18 protein-coding genes are annotated in these 17,072 nt (G+C 49.4%); 10 read left to right on the forward strand and 8 right to left on the reverse strand.

All coding sequences use genetic code 11. The features are described from left to right. The first annotated feature begins 84 nt into the window (after positions 1-84). From gndA to pgl, 3 genes are read left to right on the forward strand one after another with little or no spacing between them, the layout of a single operon-like run. Positions 85-1,503, forward strand: coding sequence for an NADP-dependent phosphogluconate dehydrogenase (gene gndA, locus P2H89_RS20735; protein ID WP_275830438.1), 1,419 nt, complete (start codon positions 85-87; stop codon positions 1,501-1,503). A 20-nt stretch (positions 1,504-1,523) separates the two neighbouring features. Beyond that, positions 1,524-3,065: a glucose-6-phosphate dehydrogenase gene (gene zwf / locus P2H89_RS20740; RefSeq protein ID WP_275830440.1), complete on the forward strand. Its 1,542-nt coding sequence runs from the start codon at positions 1,524-1,526 to the stop codon at positions 3,063-3,065. Between the two features lie 8 nt (positions 3,066-3,073). Next, positions 3,074-3,796, forward strand: coding sequence for a 6-phosphogluconolactonase (gene pgl / locus P2H89_RS20745; protein WP_275830442.1), 723 nt, complete (start codon positions 3,074-3,076; stop codon positions 3,794-3,796). A 116-nt stretch (positions 3,797-3,912) separates the two neighbouring features. Here the strand turns inward: pgl and P2H89_RS20750 are convergent, their stop codons facing one another. The 5 genes from P2H89_RS20750 to P2H89_RS20770 form a co-directional block, all read right to left on the reverse strand. Further along, positions 3,913-4,323 (reverse strand): DUF2251 domain-containing protein, encoded by a 411-nt coding sequence (locus tag P2H89_RS20750; protein WP_275830444.1) that lies wholly within the window; start codon positions 4,321-4,323, stop codon positions 3,913-3,915. After that, positions 4,320-4,730, reverse strand: a complete 411-nt coding sequence (locus P2H89_RS20755; RefSeq protein ID WP_275830446.1) for a Dabb family protein — start codon at positions 4,728-4,730, stop codon at positions 4,320-4,322. The genes P2H89_RS20750 and P2H89_RS20755 overlap by 4 nt, the downstream gene beginning before the upstream one ends. Positions 4,731-4,748: 18 nt before the next feature. After that, complete coding sequence (locus P2H89_RS20760; RefSeq protein ID WP_275830448.1) at positions 4,749-5,924, reverse strand: N-acetylmuramoyl-L-alanine amidase; 1,176 nt, start codon at positions 5,922-5,924, stop codon at positions 4,749-4,751. 162 nt (positions 5,925-6,086) lie between these two features. Next, a complete protein-coding gene (locus P2H89_RS20765) occupies positions 6,087-7,880 on the reverse strand; it encodes an acyl-CoA dehydrogenase family protein (RefSeq protein ID WP_275830450.1) in 1,794 nt (597 codons plus the stop codon). An 80-nt stretch (positions 7,881-7,960) separates the two neighbouring features. Beyond that, the gene (locus P2H89_RS20770; RefSeq protein ID WP_275830452.1) at positions 7,961-8,401 is read right to left on the reverse strand and encodes a MarR family transcriptional regulator; all 441 of its coding nucleotides are present in this window, start codon (positions 8,399-8,401) and stop codon (positions 7,961-7,963) included. 461 nt (positions 8,402-8,862) lie between these two features. Here P2H89_RS20770 and P2H89_RS20775 point away from each other — a divergent pair, with 461 nt between their 5' ends. The 4 genes from P2H89_RS20775 to P2H89_RS20790 are packed head-to-tail and all read left to right on the forward strand — an operon-like array spanning position 8,863 to position 13,277. Then, a complete protein-coding gene (locus tag P2H89_RS20775; protein WP_275830454.1) occupies positions 8,863-10,110 on the forward strand; it encodes a T9SS type A sorting domain-containing protein in 1,248 nt (415 codons plus the stop codon). 54 nt (positions 10,111-10,164) lie between these two features. Continuing rightward, positions 10,165-10,980 (forward strand): alpha/beta hydrolase, encoded by an 816-nt coding sequence (locus P2H89_RS20780; RefSeq protein WP_275830456.1) that lies wholly within the window; start codon positions 10,165-10,167, stop codon positions 10,978-10,980. A 24-nt stretch (positions 10,981-11,004) separates the two neighbouring features. After that, positions 11,005-12,165, forward strand: coding sequence for a glycosyltransferase (locus P2H89_RS20785; protein ID WP_275830459.1), 1,161 nt, complete (start codon positions 11,005-11,007; stop codon positions 12,163-12,165). Positions 12,166-12,179: 14 nt separating this feature from the next. Next, on the forward strand, positions 12,180-13,277 hold the full coding sequence (locus P2H89_RS20790) for an ABC transporter permease (RefSeq protein ID WP_275830461.1): 1,098 nt from the start codon (positions 12,180-12,182) through the stop codon (positions 13,275-13,277). A 114-nt stretch (positions 13,278-13,391) separates the two neighbouring features. Here P2H89_RS20790 and P2H89_RS20795 read toward each other — a convergent pair whose 3' ends face one another. Together P2H89_RS20795 and P2H89_RS20800 are read right to left on the reverse strand one after the other, a co-directional pair. Next, positions 13,392-13,805 (reverse strand): hypothetical protein, encoded by a 414-nt coding sequence (locus tag P2H89_RS20795; protein ID WP_275830463.1) that lies wholly within the window; start codon positions 13,803-13,805, stop codon positions 13,392-13,394. 88 nt (positions 13,806-13,893) lie between these two features. Further along, positions 13,894-14,361 (reverse strand): Lrp/AsnC ligand binding domain-containing protein, encoded by a 468-nt coding sequence (locus P2H89_RS20800; RefSeq protein ID WP_275830465.1) that lies wholly within the window; start codon positions 14,359-14,361, stop codon positions 13,894-13,896. 831 nt (positions 14,362-15,192) lie between these two features. Here P2H89_RS20800 and trmB point away from each other — a divergent pair. The 3 genes from trmB to P2H89_RS20815 are packed head-to-tail and all read left to right on the forward strand — an operon-like array spanning position 15,193 to position 16,457. Further along, positions 15,193-15,906, forward strand: a complete 714-nt coding sequence (trmB, locus tag P2H89_RS20805) for a tRNA (guanosine(46)-N7)-methyltransferase TrmB (protein WP_275830467.1) — start codon at positions 15,193-15,195, stop codon at positions 15,904-15,906. Next, entirely contained in the window at positions 15,878-16,075 is a 198-nt protein-coding gene (locus tag P2H89_RS20810) for a DUF5522 domain-containing protein (RefSeq protein WP_275830469.1), read from the forward strand. Before trmB ends, P2H89_RS20810 begins: the two co-directional genes overlap by 29 nt. Continuing rightward, on the forward strand, positions 16,062-16,457 hold the full coding sequence (locus P2H89_RS20815) for an MGMT family protein (protein ID WP_275830471.1): 396 nt from the start codon (positions 16,062-16,064) through the stop codon (positions 16,455-16,457). Before P2H89_RS20810 ends, P2H89_RS20815 begins: the two co-directional genes overlap by 14 nt. Positions 16,458-16,588: 131 nt before the next feature. Here the strand turns inward: P2H89_RS20815 and P2H89_RS20820 are convergent, their stop codons facing one another. Beyond that, positions 16,589-17,059, reverse strand: a complete 471-nt coding sequence (locus P2H89_RS20820; RefSeq protein WP_275830473.1) for a hypothetical protein — start codon at positions 17,057-17,059, stop codon at positions 16,589-16,591. Positions 17,060-17,072 lie beyond the last annotated feature (13 nt).

The raw sequence follows: 17,072 nt of genomic DNA on the forward strand, positions 1-17,072 counted from the left end.
ACAGAACATATGAAATAGGCAACAGTTCTTTTTTTTCTTACCAGCCTCACTACCTAATTTTGTTACTCACCTTATAATTTTCACATGGCTGCACAACAATTCGACTTTGGAATGATCGGCCTGGGGGTAATGGGCAGGAACCTGTTACTGAACATGGCAGATCACGGATTTAAAGTAATCGGATTTGACAAAGACAATCAAAAAACTACTGCATTTGAGGCGGCCGCCAATCCTGGTACCACCGTTAAAGGGGTTGTTGCCCTCCAGGAAATGGTGAGCCAGCTGGCTGTTCCCCGCAAGATCATGATGCTCGTTCCAGCCGGCAAGCCGGTAGACGACGTGATCGAAAGCCTGCTCCCCCTGGTTCAAAAAGGGGATATCATCATCGATGGCGGTAATTCGCACTACACAGATACTTTACGCCGGGTTACTTACCTGAAAGACAAAGGCATCCACTTTATGGGTGTGGGTGTTTCGGGTGGCGAGCAAGGCGCCCGCACAGGCCCCAGCATTATGCCGGGCGGCGACCAGGAGGCCTATCCGCATGTTCAACCCATGCTGGAAGCCATCGCGGCCAAGGTCAATGGCGAACCCTGCGTGGCCCATCTGGGCAAAGGCGCGGCCGGACACTATGTAAAAATGGTGCACAATGGCATCGAGTACGCCATCATGCAGATCATCAGTGAGTGTTATGATCTGCTGCACCGCGGCGCCGGTCTCACCAACGACGAACTTCATAAAGCCTTCGATAGCTGGAACAAGGGCGACCTCCAATCCTTCCTGGTGGAGATCACCGCCGATATTTTCCTGCAGCCCGACGATAAAGATGCCTCCAAACGCCTCATCGACGTAATCCTCGATAAAGCCGGCGCTAAAGGAACGGGTAAATGGACATCACAAGACGCAATGGAGATCGGCGTTCCGATCCCCACCATCGACATGTCGGTAACGATGCGCAATATTTCTGCCATCAAAGAAGAGCGCCTGAAGGCCAATGCGCTCTACAAGAACCAATCTGGCAAGATCGATACCACCAAAGAAGCCTTTGTACAACAAGTACACGACGCTCTTTACTTTGGTATCCTCATGAGCTATGCACAGGGCCTTGCCATGTTGCACAAAGCGTCTACCGAGCTGGATATGCAGATCCCCCTGCAAAAGGTGGTGAGTGTATGGCGCGGAGGTTGCATTATCCGCTCTACCCTGCTCGATCTCTTTACCAGGATCTATACGCAGAACCCTCAGCTTGAGAATTTGTTATTACATGAGCAGATCGCGCAACTGCTTGCGGACAAAACAGAGAATACACGTAAAGTGGCAGGTGCTGCGATCCAGCATCAATATGCCGCCGGCTGTCTGCTGGCTGCCCTGAGCTACTTCGACGCTTACCGCAGCGGACAATTGCCCATCAACCTGGTGCAGGCACAGCGCGATTATTTCGGAGCTCATACTTATCAACGTATTGACCAGCCAGGCACGTTTCACACGATTTGGAATAAATAGTCCGGCTCAAATTAACATATATGCAAAATCACAAACGACCACCAGCTTCCCTGTTGTTCATTTTTGGTGGCAGCGGCGACCTTAATCACCGCAAACTTTCTCCCGCTCTCTTCAACCTGTTTATCGATAACTGGATGCCCGATAAGTTTGGCATCGTAGGCATTGGTCGCCGTCCTTACAAGAACGAAGACTACCGCAAACACCTGATGAACGGCATTCAGGAATTCTCCCGCCGTAAGGAAGACCAGATCGAACAGTGGGATACTTTCTCCAAAAATGTTTCCTACCTGCAAATGGATGCATCGAACGAAGCCGACTATCAAAAGATCGCCGACATCGTAAAGGAAAAAGAACAAGAGTTCGGCGAGCATCCCAACGTTATATTCTATATGGCGGTAGCCCCCGGCCTGGTTCCCGAAATAGCCAGCAAACTGGGTCCGCTCAACATATGCTCCGATACCAAATGCACCCGCATTGTGGTAGAGAAGCCCTTTGGTCACGACCTCAAGAGCGCCCATGAGCTGAATGAACTGCTCCTGAGCATGTTCGACGAAAAGCAGATCTATCGTATCGATCATTACCTCGGAAAAGAAACTGTTCAGAATATCCTGGCGTTGCGTTTTGCCAATGCTTTGTTTGAGCCCATCTGGAACAGGAACTACATCGAGCACGTACAGATCACAGCTGCCGAGACCGTTGGCGTAGAAGGCCGCGGTGATTATTACGAAACTTCGGGAGCCCTGCGCGACATGGTGCAAAACCATATCCTGCAGCTGATGTGTATGATCGCCATGGAAGCGCCTGTATCGTTCGAGGCCGATGAGATTCGTAATAAGAAAGTAGATGTGCTGAGCGCGATCCGCAAGATCACCAATGAGGATGTGCATGCTCACGCAGTGCGCGGTCAATATTCCGAAGGCTGGATGAAAGGCAAGCAGGTTCCCGGCTATCGCCAGGAGAAAAATGTTGCGACCAACTCGGGCGTAGACACTTTCGCGGCCGTGAAATTCTATATCGACAACTGGCGCTGGCAGGATGTGCCTTTCTATGTGCGCACCGGCAAACGCATGCACCAGAAGTCAACCATCATTACGGTACAGTTCCGTCCGGCTCCATTTTATGCATTCCCTCCGGAAGCTGCAGAGACCTGGAGGCCCAACCGCCTTACCATCAGTATCCAGCCCGAAATGGATATCCGCCTGCGTTTCCAGGCCAAGCGTCCCGGCCAGTCTATGACGCTGAACCCGGTTGACATGATCTTCAGCTACAAGGACTCCTACGACGAAGAAGAACCCGAAGCATACGAAACCCTGTTGCTGGATGTAATGGAAGGCAATGCCACCCTGTTCATGCGCAAAGACCAGATCGAAGCGGCGTGGAAGATCATCATGCCGATCCTCGAAACCTGGGAAGCCCGCCCACCGGTAGATTTCCCCAACTATGCACCTGACAACTGGGGTCCCGAAGATGCCGAAGCATTGATTGCCCGCGATGGCTATAACTGGGTTAACCTGCCGGTACAGAAACAATCCAAATCAAAATCGGAAGTAGGTTCCAAATAAGATCGATCATGCAACTGCACATACAAAAAGATCCTACAGCGGTAAGCCATGACCTGGCGGAATGGATTACCAGCAATATTGAAAGCAATTTACAACAGAAAGGCCGTTTTACCTGGGTGGTGACCGGGGGTAATTCACCCAAACTCTTATATGAGTTGCTGGCCGCCGCTCCTTATCGCGAACGGATCGACTGGAGTAAGCTGCATATTTTCTGGGGCGATGAGCGGGCTGTTCCCTTCAACGACGTGCGCAACAATGCCCGCATGACGTTCGAGCAGCTCCTTGGCCATGTGCCTGTGGTCAATGAACAGGTGCATATCATGAAAACGGACGTATCCCCCGAAGAAAGTGCCAAGGATTATGAAAAGATCCTGCATGACTATTTTGGTGATGAAGGAGAGAGCTTCGACCTGGTGCTGAATGGCATGGGCGATGATGGGCATACCCTCTCGCTTTTTCCGCATACGGAAGTGATACACGAAACAAAAGCCTGGGTAACGTCCTTCTTCCTCAAAGCGCAGGACATGTACCGCATTACGCTAACTGCTCCGATCGTGAACCGTGCCCATAAAGTGGCGTTCCTCACGTTCGGTGCCAATAAAGCCAATGCGTTGCAGCAGGTACTGAAAGGTGCACGCAATATCGAGCAGTACCCTTCGCAGATCATTCAGCCAGCCTCGGGCGAGCTGCATTGGTTTGTAGATGAAGCGGCAGCAGCTGGCGTTCAATAATTATACTTCTTTAAATAGCGAGACCGATAAGCCTGGGGCCTATCGGTCTTTTTTATTTCCTGGGCGACGTACGCCCGCTGATACTGCTGTGAATGATTCGGGCGCCTGTTTGTTGTTTACCCGAATATTTCCGCGATGATCGCGTTGGTCAGCTTTCTGTCGCTTTTGGTCCAGAAGCTATTGGGCGGCGGAAACTCATTGATACAATAACCACCCTGCTTCTCAAAATCGAAGAGCGCATGGCATTGGGCATTGACCACGAGTGCACATTTGAGCCAATCCCTCGACCAGATTACCTTAATGTTGAGCGGCTTCTCTTCCTCTGTCAATTCTTCCACATTGTAAATATGAACAGCATCGAGGATACGCTGGCCACCTGTTTCGGGAGTCAACTCCAGCGCATAGAAATAGCCTGTGCTGGTATCATCTTCAAATACAACGGCATAATTGTTCTCGCTGGACACACTTTCAATAAACGTATCCTCACCCGGGGTGATTTTCTTTTCTGCTAATAGGTATCCTTTCATATTGCATCTACTGAATCATATACAACCACTTTCTTCCACAGGGAGGAGCATTCTTCCACAAACTTCAGGTGTATGGGATCGGTTTGGTAGCTGGCCTGATCGGCATCGTTGTCGAACATCAGGCACCAGGAGATGGAATAACTGCTGTCGATCACTTCGCGGTTGGTATTGGCCGGCTGGCCGATATGGAACCACTTGATCGTTTTTACAGCAGACAGCTTTTTCAAACCGGCTATCAGCTTTGCTTTGTCTTCCTTGCTATCGGGATGATTAAGCCAAAAATATACGTGGTGAATAAACTTGTGGTCGGCCATGGTTGACTGATTATTTTCTGCTAATGTAATCAATCCTCCGGCAACTACGGCTTTACCGGTATTGGCGATAAACTCACGACGGGTAGTGCTCATATTAGAACTTTTTATTTTTTACCTCCTGTTCGCCTTCAGCCAATCCCTGATGCCTTTGTAGATCTTTTTAGCTACTGCCTTATGAAACGCAGGGTCCATGATCTTCTTCTCCTCTTCTTCATTGCTCAGGAATGCGATCTCGACCAGGCAATTGGGATATTCGGTGGGACCGCTCAAGGCGAAATTGAAGTTGCCGATATTTCCGTAATTATCCAAACCCAGTTGGAGCATCCGGTCAAGAATAGCCGTGGTGAGGGGGCGGAAGCCGATATAGCGGTAGTAGGTGCTGGTGCCTTTGCTGGCAGGATTACCAGAGGAGTTGAGGTGCAGGCTGATGAGCAGGGAGGGGTCCTGTTGCCGGAGGGCAAGGGTACGGTCGGGCATGCTGATATCGACATCGGCAGTCCGTGTCATATATACCTTTACTCCCTTACGGCCGAGGTAATGCTGCAAGGCTTCTGCAAACTGCAGGGTATAGGCTTTTTCTAGGCCCTTATTCATTTTACCAGATGCTCCCGTATTGCTGCCTCCATGCCCTGCATCGACGGCAATAGTGAGATTTCTGATGTTTAGCTTTCCTGGTTGCCGTTTGATGCGGATGACCAGCTTTTTTCCGGCGCTGTCATAAGAAATAAAATGTCCCCAATGCTGATGGTGCTTCAATTCGATGAACACCCGCAGCACATCGTCTTCTGTTTGTTCGTACCAGGCATTCTTAATTTCTTTCAATGTTTTCAACTGGGTGATCCAATTGCTGTTGGAGGTGGCGCCGAATATATCTACTGCCAGTCGGGAAGGATTGATCTGTTGTATCGCACGGTAAGGCAGGCGCTCTTCCATAGCTATGGTGACATAATCGTGGGTATCGTTGCCGTAAGCCCGCCAGCTGCCGGTGAGGTAGTAAGGTTTATCTTTTGTGGCTGTATCCGTCTTCACGTTACTTTTTGCGACGTAGGCGATGTGATACTTTGACAACTGCACTTTATAATCGGTACCGGCAGAATCAATCACCTTCAACACGACATTGGTATCGAGGTAAGTCATCTTGGCGCCGCCAAGACGATCATCTCCCAGGCCGTATTCCAGGAAGGGAAGCTGGCCGGTAGTCCTTACAAAGAAGTAACGCGTGGTATCCTGAGCGCGGGATGTAGAGAACAGGAGAAAGAGAAATGAGAGTGTTGCGAATTGTTTCATATGGCAAAATACACAGCAATAGCATACTAAATGCAGTTGCAGCATATTGCCGGTAATGCATGAGCTTTTTGAAAATCTATGGCACTCAAGTTCCTGCATGGGCAACAAAAAGGGCCGCAGTAGACACTGCCGCCCATAGTATAGCCATGATTCTAAATATGCTTATAAGGGATACTTATTGTCTTTGATCAGTTTGTCGGCAATACGTCGACGGGCATCTTTCGTATTGAAAGGCTCCACTTTCGAGAATCGCTTAATGCCCAGCAACATCATGCGTTGTTCATCACCTTCGGCAAAGGCGTTGATGGCCTCGCGGCCGAATTTGTTGATGTTGTCTGCAGCATCATACAGGTAGGTGCGCATGATGTCGAGTTCCCACTGGCAGGCAGCTTCGCCTTTTCTGTCGACCAGTTTAATGGTCCTCAGCAAGGCACTTTCGGCACAGAAGGTTTCAATAGCCATGTCGGCGATGTGCATCAGTATTTCCTGCTCGCTTTCGATCTTCATCATCAGCTTTTGCACAGCGGCGCCAGCCGTCATGAGGATGGCTTTCTTAAAGTTGGCGATGGCCTTTTTCTCTTTGGAGAATGCTTCTTCCTCGCCGCTGCCAAAATCAGGGATGCTCATCAGTTCTTTCTGTACTGCCATAGCGGGCCCCATCAGGTCGAGCCGGCCTTTCATGGCGCGCTTGAGTACCATATCTACTGTAAGGAGACGATTGATCTCGTTGGTACCTTCATAGATACGGTTGATGCGGCTGTCACGATAGCCTTTTGATATGATGTATTCGTCGCTGTAGCCATTGCCGCCGTGTATCTGCACGCCTTCATCAACGACAAAATCGAGCATCTCACTGCCAAATACTTTCAGGATGGCGCATTCGATCGCGTATTCTTCGGCACCGCCCAGCAGGGCTTCGTTGAATGGTTTTCCTGCAGACAGCAGCTCCTGCTCTTTGTCGTCGATCCATTTGGAGCTACGGTACAGGGCGCTTTCCGCCACCCACATTTTGATGGCCATTTCAGCCAGCTTGTGCTTGATGGCGCCAAAGGTGGCTATAGGCGTCTTAAACTGTTCGCGGGTAGTTGCGTATTGAATAGAGGTGGCAGCTGCCCGTTTTGCGCCGCCCAATGCTGCAGCACATAATTTCAGCCTGCCGATGTTCAGGATATTAAAGGCTATAATGTGGCCCTTGCCAATTTCTCCCAGTACATTCTCTACCGGTACTTTACAGTCCTGGAAATACAGCTGAACGGTAGAGGAACCTTTGATCCCCATCTTGTGTTCTTCGGCTCCCTGCGTAAATCCTTCAAATCCTCTCTCTACGATAAAGCCGGTGAACTTATCGCCATCCACTTTAGCGAAGACAGTATATACGTCGGCAAAACCGCCATTGGTGATCCAGCATTTCTGTCCGTTCAGCAAATAATGTTTGCCATCGGCACTCAGTTTGGCGGTGGTCTTTGCACCGAGAGCATCACTGCCACTATCGGGCTCTGTAAGACCATATGCGCCTTTCCATTCGCCGGTGGCCAGCTTAGGAATGTATTTTTCTTTCTGGGCATCGGTACCGAAATACAAAATAGGCAGGGTACCAATACCGGTATGAGCAGCTACTGCTACGGAGAAGGAGAACCCTCCGCCCAATCCTTCATTGACGAGCGTTGAGGTGATGAAGTCCTTACCAAGTCCTCCATATTGCTCGGGTATAGAAGCCCCCAGCAAACCCTGCTCACCTGCTTTCAACACCAGCGAAGGCATCAAACCGGGCTCCAGCTTATCGATGCGATCGATGACCGGCAGCACTTCGGCGTCGAGGAAGGATGCGCACATGTCTTTTACCATCTGCTGTTCCTCGTTGAAGTCTTCGGGGATAAAGGTTTCAAAAGCAGAACCTTCTTTGATCAGCCACTCGCCGCCTTTGAGGCTTGTTTTCGTTTGTGTTGCGCTGCTCATAGTAAATGTTTTTAAAATGAATAGTCAATCGTTTATTATCGTTGGTGCTCCGGCCGCTTGACAGTGGTCCGGTGCCCGCTTTATTTCAGATTATCGTATACGATCTGCAGCACTTCTTTACAGATCTCGATCCGCTCAGGTGGCACGCCTTCCAGTGCTTCATTCAACGTTTCTTCAGCAATTTCCATGCTCTGCTCCTGCAGCTTTTGTGCCTGTCGTGTGAGGTAGATCAGGTTCATACGCCGGTCTGCATCCGACGAAACCCTTTTTACCAACTGCAGCCTTTCGAGGTTATCGACCAGGCGGGTAATGCTGGGTTTATCGCGGAAGGTGGCGTTGCACAACTCCTGCTGGCTGATGCCGTCCTGTTTCCACAAATGATACAACACACTCCACTGCTCGATGGTTACATTGAGACCTGCACTGTTGAATTTTTTTTGCAGCCGCCTGGCAATAGCCGTCGATGCCTTACCGGTAATAAAGCTATATAGTTCGCCTCTTCTGAAATGGTTGTTTGACATATAGTTGTTTATACAACTATCCAAACTTACACAATTTCCCCGTCCCGGACAAGTTTTCTTCCGTTTATATATTGGTAAGGGAAAACCTTTATGGGGGCTTGTTCAGGCCTTTACAGCAGGGAGATTGGGGAAAATCCGCTGGCAGGAAGAATGGATACTGTGCAGCGATTGGGACGGCTGCTGCGCGCAGAAGGAATGCTTCCTTTTGAATGGACAAAGTATCGGAAAAGGGGGTGCTATGCTGGATAGAGAATGTGAAGTGGCACACGGTTTTGAAATGGCGGGCTTTAAGCAGGGGGCATGCCCGGCGAGATCAAAATCGATATAAATCAGGGGATTTTTGTAGGGGTTACTGGTTTCACTATGTTTTTATGATAGATTTGGTTTGCCTGCTATGCTGATCGTAACCTGCCCGCTACTCTATTAACTGAGCTATCGACTTTACCCCCTAAACACCTTACATGAAGCAACTTTGCCTCGTAGGCCTCTGCCTGTGCCTATCCCTGGCTGTATCCAGCCAGTCGATGAAAATAGTAGCGATCGGCTCTTCAACAACCAGCGGAACGGGGGCTTTCCCGTACGACAGTTCCTGGGTGGGCCGCTTTACCTATTATTATAAAACACAACTGAGCATTGCCAGTGCCGTTTACAACCTGGGCGTACCGGGCGCCACCTGCTATCGGGGTATGCCGGCAACCTATGCTCCCCCACTTAACCGGGAAGCGCCCGATGCAGCTACCAACGTATCCAAAGCCGTACAATTGCTGGCCGGAATGCCCATTCCTTCAAACGGGATCATTATCGTAGGGTATCCATCGAATGGCTATGTAACCTATAGCATCCCGGAGATCATGCAATGCCTGCAAACTATTTACGATTCGGCCACCAGACTTGGCAACCGGTGTTTTATCACTACGAGCCAGCCGCGAACAGATGGCGGTTATAATACACCAGCCATCAAACGTAAACTGGCCGACATCAAAGACTCCATCATCCGGCGTTTTACGGCAGCCAATACGATCAATTGCTGGGATGGCCTATTCAATCCGGCCGATAGCTCTATTTTGCCCGCGTATTCAGCAGGCGACAATGTCCACTTCAACAATGCTGGTCACCGGGTATTGTTCGAGCGTATTCAGGCCATGCATGTTTTCAGTATGGTATTACCGATCAGTATCGGAAAGTTTACGGTTACGCCGCTCGATAAAGGGGTAGATCTGCAATGGACGGCCGAACAGCCAGCTGAAGCCTCTTCTTTCGAAATACAACGAAGCCAGGATGGGATACATTTTCAGTTGTTACATAGGTTGGCGGGCATGGCCAGCGCCGGGCAACACACTTACAAATGGACGGATATAGCGCCATTACCCGGTATCAGCTATTACCGCCTGGCATTCCGTGAGGGAGATGCGCCACGTTATTCTACTACCGCCACAAGTACACGGCGCTTGCCAGCGCTTGCATGCGGCGCCATGAAGTGGCAGCGTGGAGCACGTCAAATTCAGTTACAATTGACTACCGATGCCAATCAGGTAGTGAATATCATGATCACGAATACCAACGGACAGGTGCTGCAGCGGCTGCAGCAGCCCGTGCGCTGTGGTTTAAACAACCTCAGCATTGCGCTGCCTGCATCGCCGGCAGGCATATACTATATGCGGATCTCCGGAACCAATGGTCAATCGATAACGCGCTCTTTTCTATATTGAGGCTTCGATTCCATTACTTTCTTATAATGTTGTAGTTTTAGAGCGGTGTGTTCTATGCAAACTGCTTTTATCAATTACAAGAGCTCGGCAATCAGCTATAGCTATGGCGGCAACGGTGAAAAACTCCTGGTGTGCCTGCATGGTTATGGTGAATCGGAAAAAAGCTTTCACTTCCTGGAGAAACATTTGCCAGACGGATACCGCATCCTGGCCATAGACCTTCCTTATCACGGCGCCACGCAGTGGAACGAAGGTTTGCAGTTTACCATCGAAGACCTGCTGGTCATTATCGATGCTATCTGCCGTCAACATGGTGACTATACCGGCCGCTTAACCCTTGCAGGTTATAGCATGGGTGGCCGCGTTGCCCTTAGCCTTTTTCAACAGGTACCCGCGCAAACCGACAAGATCATCCTCCTGGCACCGGATGGTTTGAAGGTCAACTTCTGGTACCGGCTGGCTACCCGCACGTATATCGGCAACCGATTGTTCCGTTTCACGATGTACCATCCACAGTGGTTCTTTCGCTTCCTGCAGGCAGGCAATAAACTGGGCCTCATCAACCAAAGCGTATTCAAGTTCACCAACTATTATATTCACGATAACCAGGTGAGAGACGATCTGTACAAACGCTGGACCTGCATGCGGCTAATACGCCCCCGATTATCAACCATAAAACAACTGGTAACACAGCATAGGGTGCCTGTGCGTTTATTGTATGGCCGGTACGACCGCATCATAAGATACGAACGCGGCGAAAAATTCAGAACAGGTATTGAATCTTTCTGTACGTTGCAAATAATTCCAAGCGGTCACCAGGTGTTGCATGAAAAGCATATGGCGGTGATCCTTGAATTACTGAAAACATAAATCCGTTTATCTAACTGCTCATACATGCCAATATTCCTGTTAGTGTTTTTCTTATTGATGGTGGGCTATGCGATCCTGATCAACTTTTACCACCGGGCCTGGAATCAGCTGCCCGTGTATAAAGTTGCCGACCGAAAGCCGGTTACGAATATTTCCGTTGTTGTGGCGGCACGGAATGAAGAGGACAATCTCCCTGCGTTGCTCGATTCACTGAACAGCCAGCAATATCCCAGCTCCCTCTATGAAGTGATCGTGGTGAATGACCACTCGACCGATAATACCTGGTCGATCCTGCAGCAAGCAGCCTATCCCGAATTGAAACTAAGGCCAATTAATCTCGCCGCCTACCTCGAAGACACCGGAACTACCAGATCGTATAAGAAAAAGGCCATTGAAACAGGTATCCGGGAAGCGCGCGGCACACTGATCGTAACGACCGATGCCGATTGCCGTTTGGGAGATCAGTGGCTGCAAACCTTTGCCTCTTTCTATGAAACCACCGAGGCGAAGTTTATTGCCGCACCGGTACGCATCGATGCGCGCCGCTCTTTACTGGGCATCTTTCAAACCCTGGACTTCATCACCCTGCAGGGCATTACAGGCGCTTCCGTATACAAACGTTTTCACAGCATGTGCAACGGTGCCAACCTGGCCTATGAAAAAAAGGCTTTTGAGGAGGTGAATGGTTTTGAAGGCATTGATAAGATCCCTTCGGGCGATGATATGCTGCTGATGCATAAGATCTATCAAAAGTATCCGGACAAGGTCTTTTACCTCAAAGCACAGGAAGCGATCGCTTCCACAGCGCCAGCCGCCAGCTGGAAAGCGTTTTTTCACCAGCGCATCCGGTGGGCGAGCAAGGCCGATAGTTATGATGACAAACGAATATTCTGGACCCTGTTGCTGGTGTACCTGATGAATGTTTGCTTTTTGGTGGCTGCCGTGGCGGCTTTCTGGAAGAATATCTGGCTGTTCTTTTGCCTGCTCCTGCTGCTTGCCAAGGTGCTGATCGAATTTCCTTTTGTACATTCGGCCGCTATTTTCTTTGGGCAGACTTCCATGATGAAGTATTTTCCTTTTTTACAGCCTTTGCATATTCTATACACTATTATTGCAGGATGGCTGGGAAAATTTGGAAAGTATGAATGGAAGGGAAGAGTGATCAGCAAGCAGCCTAACAATTAAACTTCAAATCATCGATGGCAACGGCCACAACACGTAGTACCTGGCGACGCTTGAAACGCAATAAAGGAGCCTTGTTCGGCATGGTGATCATTGTGCTTGCCTTGTTTGTTGCGTTATTTGCTTATCTGCTGGCACCGGACGGTACCCCCAACGCCAACCGGATGATCGTGGAGATTGGCGGACAGAAGCCAGGTTTCTCCCAACAGTTCCTGTTGTTGCCCAAAGAGCGCCAGGTAGAGAAAAGCGCTTTCCTGACCCGGTTGCTAACCGGCAGCGAAGACAGGTTTCAATATATTCCAATCTCCTCATACACGGAGGGCAAAGACAGCCTGATCGTGCAACAGTTCATCGATGAAGGCATCACCGAGCGTGTAGCTTTCCCATACAGCGCAACGCGCTGGAGCCAACAATCTTCCGAAGGCAATTATAGCATCGTTCATAAAACCTTTTACCTGGGTACAGATAAATACGGCAGGGATATCCTCAGCCGCCTGCTGGTAGGGGTTCGGGTAAGTTTAAGCGTTGGCCTGGTAACGGTGTTGATCTCACTCAGCATCGGCGTACTGCTGGGCGCCCTGGCGGGCTATTTCAGGGGCTGGGTGGATGACGCCATTATGTGGTTCATCAACGTGATCTGGAGCATCCCTACCCTGCTGCTCGTATTTGCCATTACCCTGATGCTGGGCAAAGGATTCTGGCAGGTGTTCATCGCCATTGGCCTTACGATGTGGGTGAGTGTGGCCCGCATTATCCGTGGCCAGGTGTTGAGTGTACGGGAAATGGAGTATGTGGAGGCGGCACGCGCGCTGGGATACGGCCATCCGCGGATCATCGTAAAGCACGTATTGCCCAATGTAATGGGGCCGGTGATGGTGGTGGCTGCTTCGAACTTTGCTTCTGCTATTGTGATTGAAGCGGGTCTCAGCTTTTTGGGGGTAGGTGTACAGCCTCCTCAACCCAGCTGGGGGCTTATGATCAAAGAGAACTACAACTTCATCATAACAAATAATCCAATGCTTGCGCTGGCCCCTGGCTTTGCGATCATGCTATTGGTGCTTGCCTTCAATATGCTGGGCAATGGATTGCGTGATGCGTTGCAGGTGAAGGCCTGATACTTCCCCATTAATTATTGCGGCTCTTTAAGTGGTTAAGGCGCATGGGTATCCTCAAAAAATGGAGCCCGTTGTACGGTGATACAACGGGCTCGTATATTTTTATTGCTACAGTTATTTCTTGGAATAACGATATCCACCGGTCCACTTGTTGGAAGCACAGCTTTTAGAAGTAACGGTGATTGTTACTTTGGAGACGGCTCCCGATGGAGTATTCGTGATGGTAAAGTTGCTGATATTGGTCTTCACATCCGGGAGGGTTTGTGTGAAGAAGGCAGAACCACCGGCATCCGGCTCGGCTTTCACCTCGATGGAAACACCGGCAGAAGGCAGGTTGGCAGTAATATTCACCTGCAAGGGGAAGTTGGGACCAGGAGCAGCTGGCTCCGTAGTTCCATTAGCTGGGGTGGTAGTTACCTGTAAAGCTGTTTCCGAACAGGGCTTGGGATCCCCCCCTTTTCCTCCGCAGGAAGGAGAAACCAAAATGACTGACAGGGCAATCAGGTTAAGGAAAACGATTTTTTTCATGCTGCGATAATATTGAGTGTACTGCTCTAAAGCTAATATTAAATTGGCTTATTAGAAACATCTATTTTATTGCGCCGGGCCTGGCGCATCAGGCCATCACTTGTACATTGCGGTTAAAACTCTCTTCGAGCGAAATGAAAGTTTCGGTACGTTCGATGCCTTTGATCTTCTGCAATTCATCATGCAACACAAAACGCAATTGATTAATATCACGGCAGATGATCTCGGCAAACATGCTATAATTGCCCGTGGTGTAATTGAGGCGGGTTATTTCGGGGATCTTCTGGAGTTCCTTGGCTACGGAATCATATAAGGAGCTCTTTTCTAAATAGATGCCAATAAAGGCAATGACATCGTAGCCCATCTGCTTAAGGTCTACGTTTAATTTTGTACCTTTCACCACTCCAGCTTCCTGTAGCTTTTTGATCCGCACATGGATGGTGCCTCCTGATACGAACAGCTTCTTTCCCAGATCAGCATAAGATATCTCGGCATTGTCCATCATCTCATGAATGATCTGTAGGTCGAGTTTATCAAGATTCAATTTAGCGCCCATTTAGCAATCGTTTTTTGTAAAAAATCAAACATTTCTACAAATATTTGTAGAATATCGAAACTTTCAAAATTTTTATTGAATAATTCTCAACGAATGGCCTTCTTTCTTTAATATTGCACTGTAATCGTTCTTTAAAAGTCAGTAGATACTGTGGAGTGATGGAATTTTGGCAGACATGCCCCCTTGTCTCGGGGGTGGGGGTCACAGGATAAACATAGTGTAATGCCGTCCTTCGGGATGACTGGGGTTGACCACCACAGATTGCGCTATAGCTAACTGCCCCGTGGAGGTTCGAGTCCTCCCTCTACAGCCAGAGCAAGCAACACATAAACCCTGTCGGATTCTTCCGGTAGGGTTTCACTTTTTTAGTACCTACCTCATTTATTTTCAGCTGTTTACTATCTTCCCTCGCTGACTTTCATCCTGTCTTTTACTGCAATCTCCCACTTTTATCGCTTTCTAATCGTTCATGAAACTTTCTCAAACTATGTGTCAACCATGTACCAAACATGTGCCTTTCATTGGTAAACACCCCCGTTTGACACATGGTTGGTACAAGGATGAGGCCAGGTTGAGGCCAGGACTACAGCCTGATCAGCGGGAGTTCATCAGGTATTACACCAGGTAAGACCGACGCTGAGCTACAACGTCAAGGGTTTGCCTGCCTCCTGGCCAGTGGTCGGAGGAGGTCCCTCTTTCTTCACCACGCCCATCACCGGGATACTGTATACCTGCGATCACTGATTACCAATAGAGTTCCCGGGCCGGCAAACCGCTGAAAGGGACCTGCTTCTTTTCAGCGGTTTTTTATTTCGCTACTTTTGCGCCCGTATGGGTCATAAAAAGTTAATTCGCTTTGCAGAGATGAGCACATTTCCAAATGTGCTGCAGTATCCCGAGAATATGCCGGGCCGATGGAAGGAGTTCTTTCACAACGACAACCCTATTGTGCTGGAACTGGCCTGTGGCAAAGGAGAATACGCCGTAGGACTGGGTCGACTGTTCCCAGACAAGAACTTCCTGGGCGTAGACCTGAAAGGAAACCGCATTTGGGTGGGTGCTAAAAAGGCGCTTCAGGAGAATCTGACCAATGTTGGTTTTCTGCGTACACAGATTGACCAGATCGCGCAGTATTTCGCCCCCGGTGAAGTGTCGGAGATCTGGATCACTTTCCCCGATCCACAGCTGCGTACCGGCAAGGCCAGGAAGCGCTTAACGCATCCCAAGTTTCTGCGGCTTTACCAACAATTCCTGCAGCCCGGCGGTTATATCAACCTGAAAACAGACTCTCCCAGCCTGTACCGCTTTACCAAATGGGTGATCGACCTGCATGAACTGGCGGTGAACCAGGATATGGATGATGTGTATGCCAATCCCGACATCAGTGATACATTACGGATCAAAACACATTACGAAGGATTGGATATTGCCCAAAGCAACCGCATTCACTATTTACAATTCAGTTTGCCGGCGGCACCATTGCCCGATAAGGATGAAGCCTTAAAAGAATTATTGCTTGAAGAAGGAACTGATAGAAGGAGTTGATTTCTATTATAACGAACAGGGGTATGTGGTCTTAACAGCCAAGTTTCACCTGGAACGTGGACGATGCTGCGGCAATGGCTGCCTGCATTGCCCCTATGAGTATATGAACGTACCCGAACCACGCCGTACCGAATTGCTCAACAAAAGAAAACAGCATGGCAACCCGTAAGAAAGCTGCTAAACCAGCCACGGAAAAACTAGCCTCCCTCACGCCTGCGGGCCGAAAGGAGTCGTTCTTCGAACTTGTTTTTGAAGTGGCCCGTCAGATACCCAAAGGGCGTGTCACCTCCTATGGCGCCATCGCCGCCTGTCTCGGCGCCAGATCATCCTCACGTATGGTAGGATGGGCTATGAATGGGGCAGATAAAGTAAAGCCTAAAATACCGGCGCACCGCGTCGTGAATCGCAATGGAATGCTGAGTGGCAAACATCATTTCGCCACGCCAACCCGCATGAAAGAATTACTGGAAAAAGAAGGAATCAAAGTAAAGAAAGATACGGTAGTCAACTTCAGGGAATTGTTCTGGGATCCTTCGGAAGAATTGATCTGATACGTCCATAACAGGTTCCTGCGTTCTATCATTGCCAAGCCAAACAGAATTAGTGAATCCGCACAACTGACCGTCCCATTCAAAAGCACCCAGACTCAACCAACCATTGGTACCCCCGCGACACCCGTCTCCTACTCCTTCCCTTCCAACTCATCAACCTCTTTACTGGTGAGATTTAGCAGTACAACGATATTGTCCTTACGGGGCATGAACATCAACAGCACCAATAAATGAAATGCGGCCAGGGCGAGAAACGCAAAGTTGCCCGAGAGGAAGTAACAGATGCCGGCAAACAGGCCAGGCGCTTCAATCATCGCCCACCACATAATACAGGCTGTTCGATATTGCTGCATGCGAGCCACCCCACCCAGGGTACTATTGCGGGCCTGCAACATCTTACGTTTGAACAGCCTGAAGCCGATCAACAACACCCCAACGGAGAGCACTGCTGCCACCCCCTGAAGCGTTCTCTCGAGATTAGAGTCGGTACCAGTAAGGTGGCCCGAGCGGGATGCAATGATCAACGCTACGGTAAACAAAAACAGCCCAGCCCCAATCGCCAGGTGAATGATCTTTAAAGTCTTAAAAGCATTTTGCTGCATGCCGGGAAGTTTA

It is taken from the genome of Paraflavitalea sp. CAU 1676 (assembly GCF_029223285.1).
In the GTDB taxonomy this organism is placed as follows: Bacteria; Bacteroidota; Bacteroidia; order Chitinophagales; family Chitinophagaceae; genus Paraflavitalea.

Excerpts from the sequence above, each read along its gene's own strand:
- gndA (WP_275830438.1), top strand. The coding sequence starts at position 85 with ATGGCTGCACAACAATTCGACTTTGGAATGATCGGCCTGGGGGTAATG.
- zwf (WP_275830440.1), top strand. The coding sequence starts at position 1,524 with ATGCAAAATCACAAACGACCACCAGCTTCCCTGTTGTTCATTTTTGGT.
- pgl (WP_275830442.1), top strand. The coding sequence starts at position 3,074 with ATGCAACTGCACATACAAAAAGATCCTACAGCGGTAAGCCATGACCTG.
- P2H89_RS20750 (WP_275830444.1), bottom strand. The coding sequence starts at position 4,323 with ATGAAAGGATACCTATTAGCAGAAAAGAAAATCACCCCGGGTGAGGAT.
- P2H89_RS20755 (WP_275830446.1), bottom strand. The coding sequence starts at position 4,730 with ATGAGCACTACCCGTCGTGAGTTTATCGCCAATACCGGTAAAGCCGTA.
- P2H89_RS20760 (WP_275830448.1), bottom strand. The coding sequence starts at position 5,924 with ATGAAACAATTCGCAACACTCTCATTTCTCTTTCTCCTGTTCTCTACA.
- P2H89_RS20765 (WP_275830450.1), bottom strand. The coding sequence starts at position 7,880 with ATGAGCAGCGCAACACAAACGAAAACAAGCCTCAAAGGCGGCGAGTGG.
- P2H89_RS20770 (WP_275830452.1), bottom strand. The coding sequence starts at position 8,401 with ATGTCAAACAACCATTTCAGAAGAGGCGAACTATATAGCTTTATTACC.
- P2H89_RS20775 (WP_275830454.1), top strand. The coding sequence starts at position 8,863 with ATGAAGCAACTTTGCCTCGTAGGCCTCTGCCTGTGCCTATCCCTGGCT.
- P2H89_RS20780 (WP_275830456.1), top strand. The coding sequence starts at position 10,165 with ATGCAAACTGCTTTTATCAATTACAAGAGCTCGGCAATCAGCTATAGC.
- P2H89_RS20785 (WP_275830459.1), top strand. The coding sequence starts at position 11,005 with ATGCCAATATTCCTGTTAGTGTTTTTCTTATTGATGGTGGGCTATGCG.
- P2H89_RS20790 (WP_275830461.1), top strand. The coding sequence starts at position 12,180 with ATGGCAACGGCCACAACACGTAGTACCTGGCGACGCTTGAAACGCAAT.
- P2H89_RS20795 (WP_275830463.1), bottom strand. The coding sequence starts at position 13,805 with ATGAAAAAAATCGTTTTCCTTAACCTGATTGCCCTGTCAGTCATTTTG.
- P2H89_RS20800 (WP_275830465.1), bottom strand. The coding sequence starts at position 14,361 with ATGGGCGCTAAATTGAATCTTGATAAACTCGACCTACAGATCATTCAT.
- trmB (WP_275830467.1), top strand. The coding sequence starts at position 15,193 with ATGGGTCATAAAAAGTTAATTCGCTTTGCAGAGATGAGCACATTTCCA.
- P2H89_RS20815 (WP_275830471.1), top strand. The coding sequence starts at position 16,062 with ATGGCAACCCGTAAGAAAGCTGCTAAACCAGCCACGGAAAAACTAGCC.
- P2H89_RS20820 (WP_275830473.1), bottom strand. The coding sequence starts at position 17,059 with ATGCAGCAAAATGCTTTTAAGACTTTAAAGATCATTCACCTGGCGATT.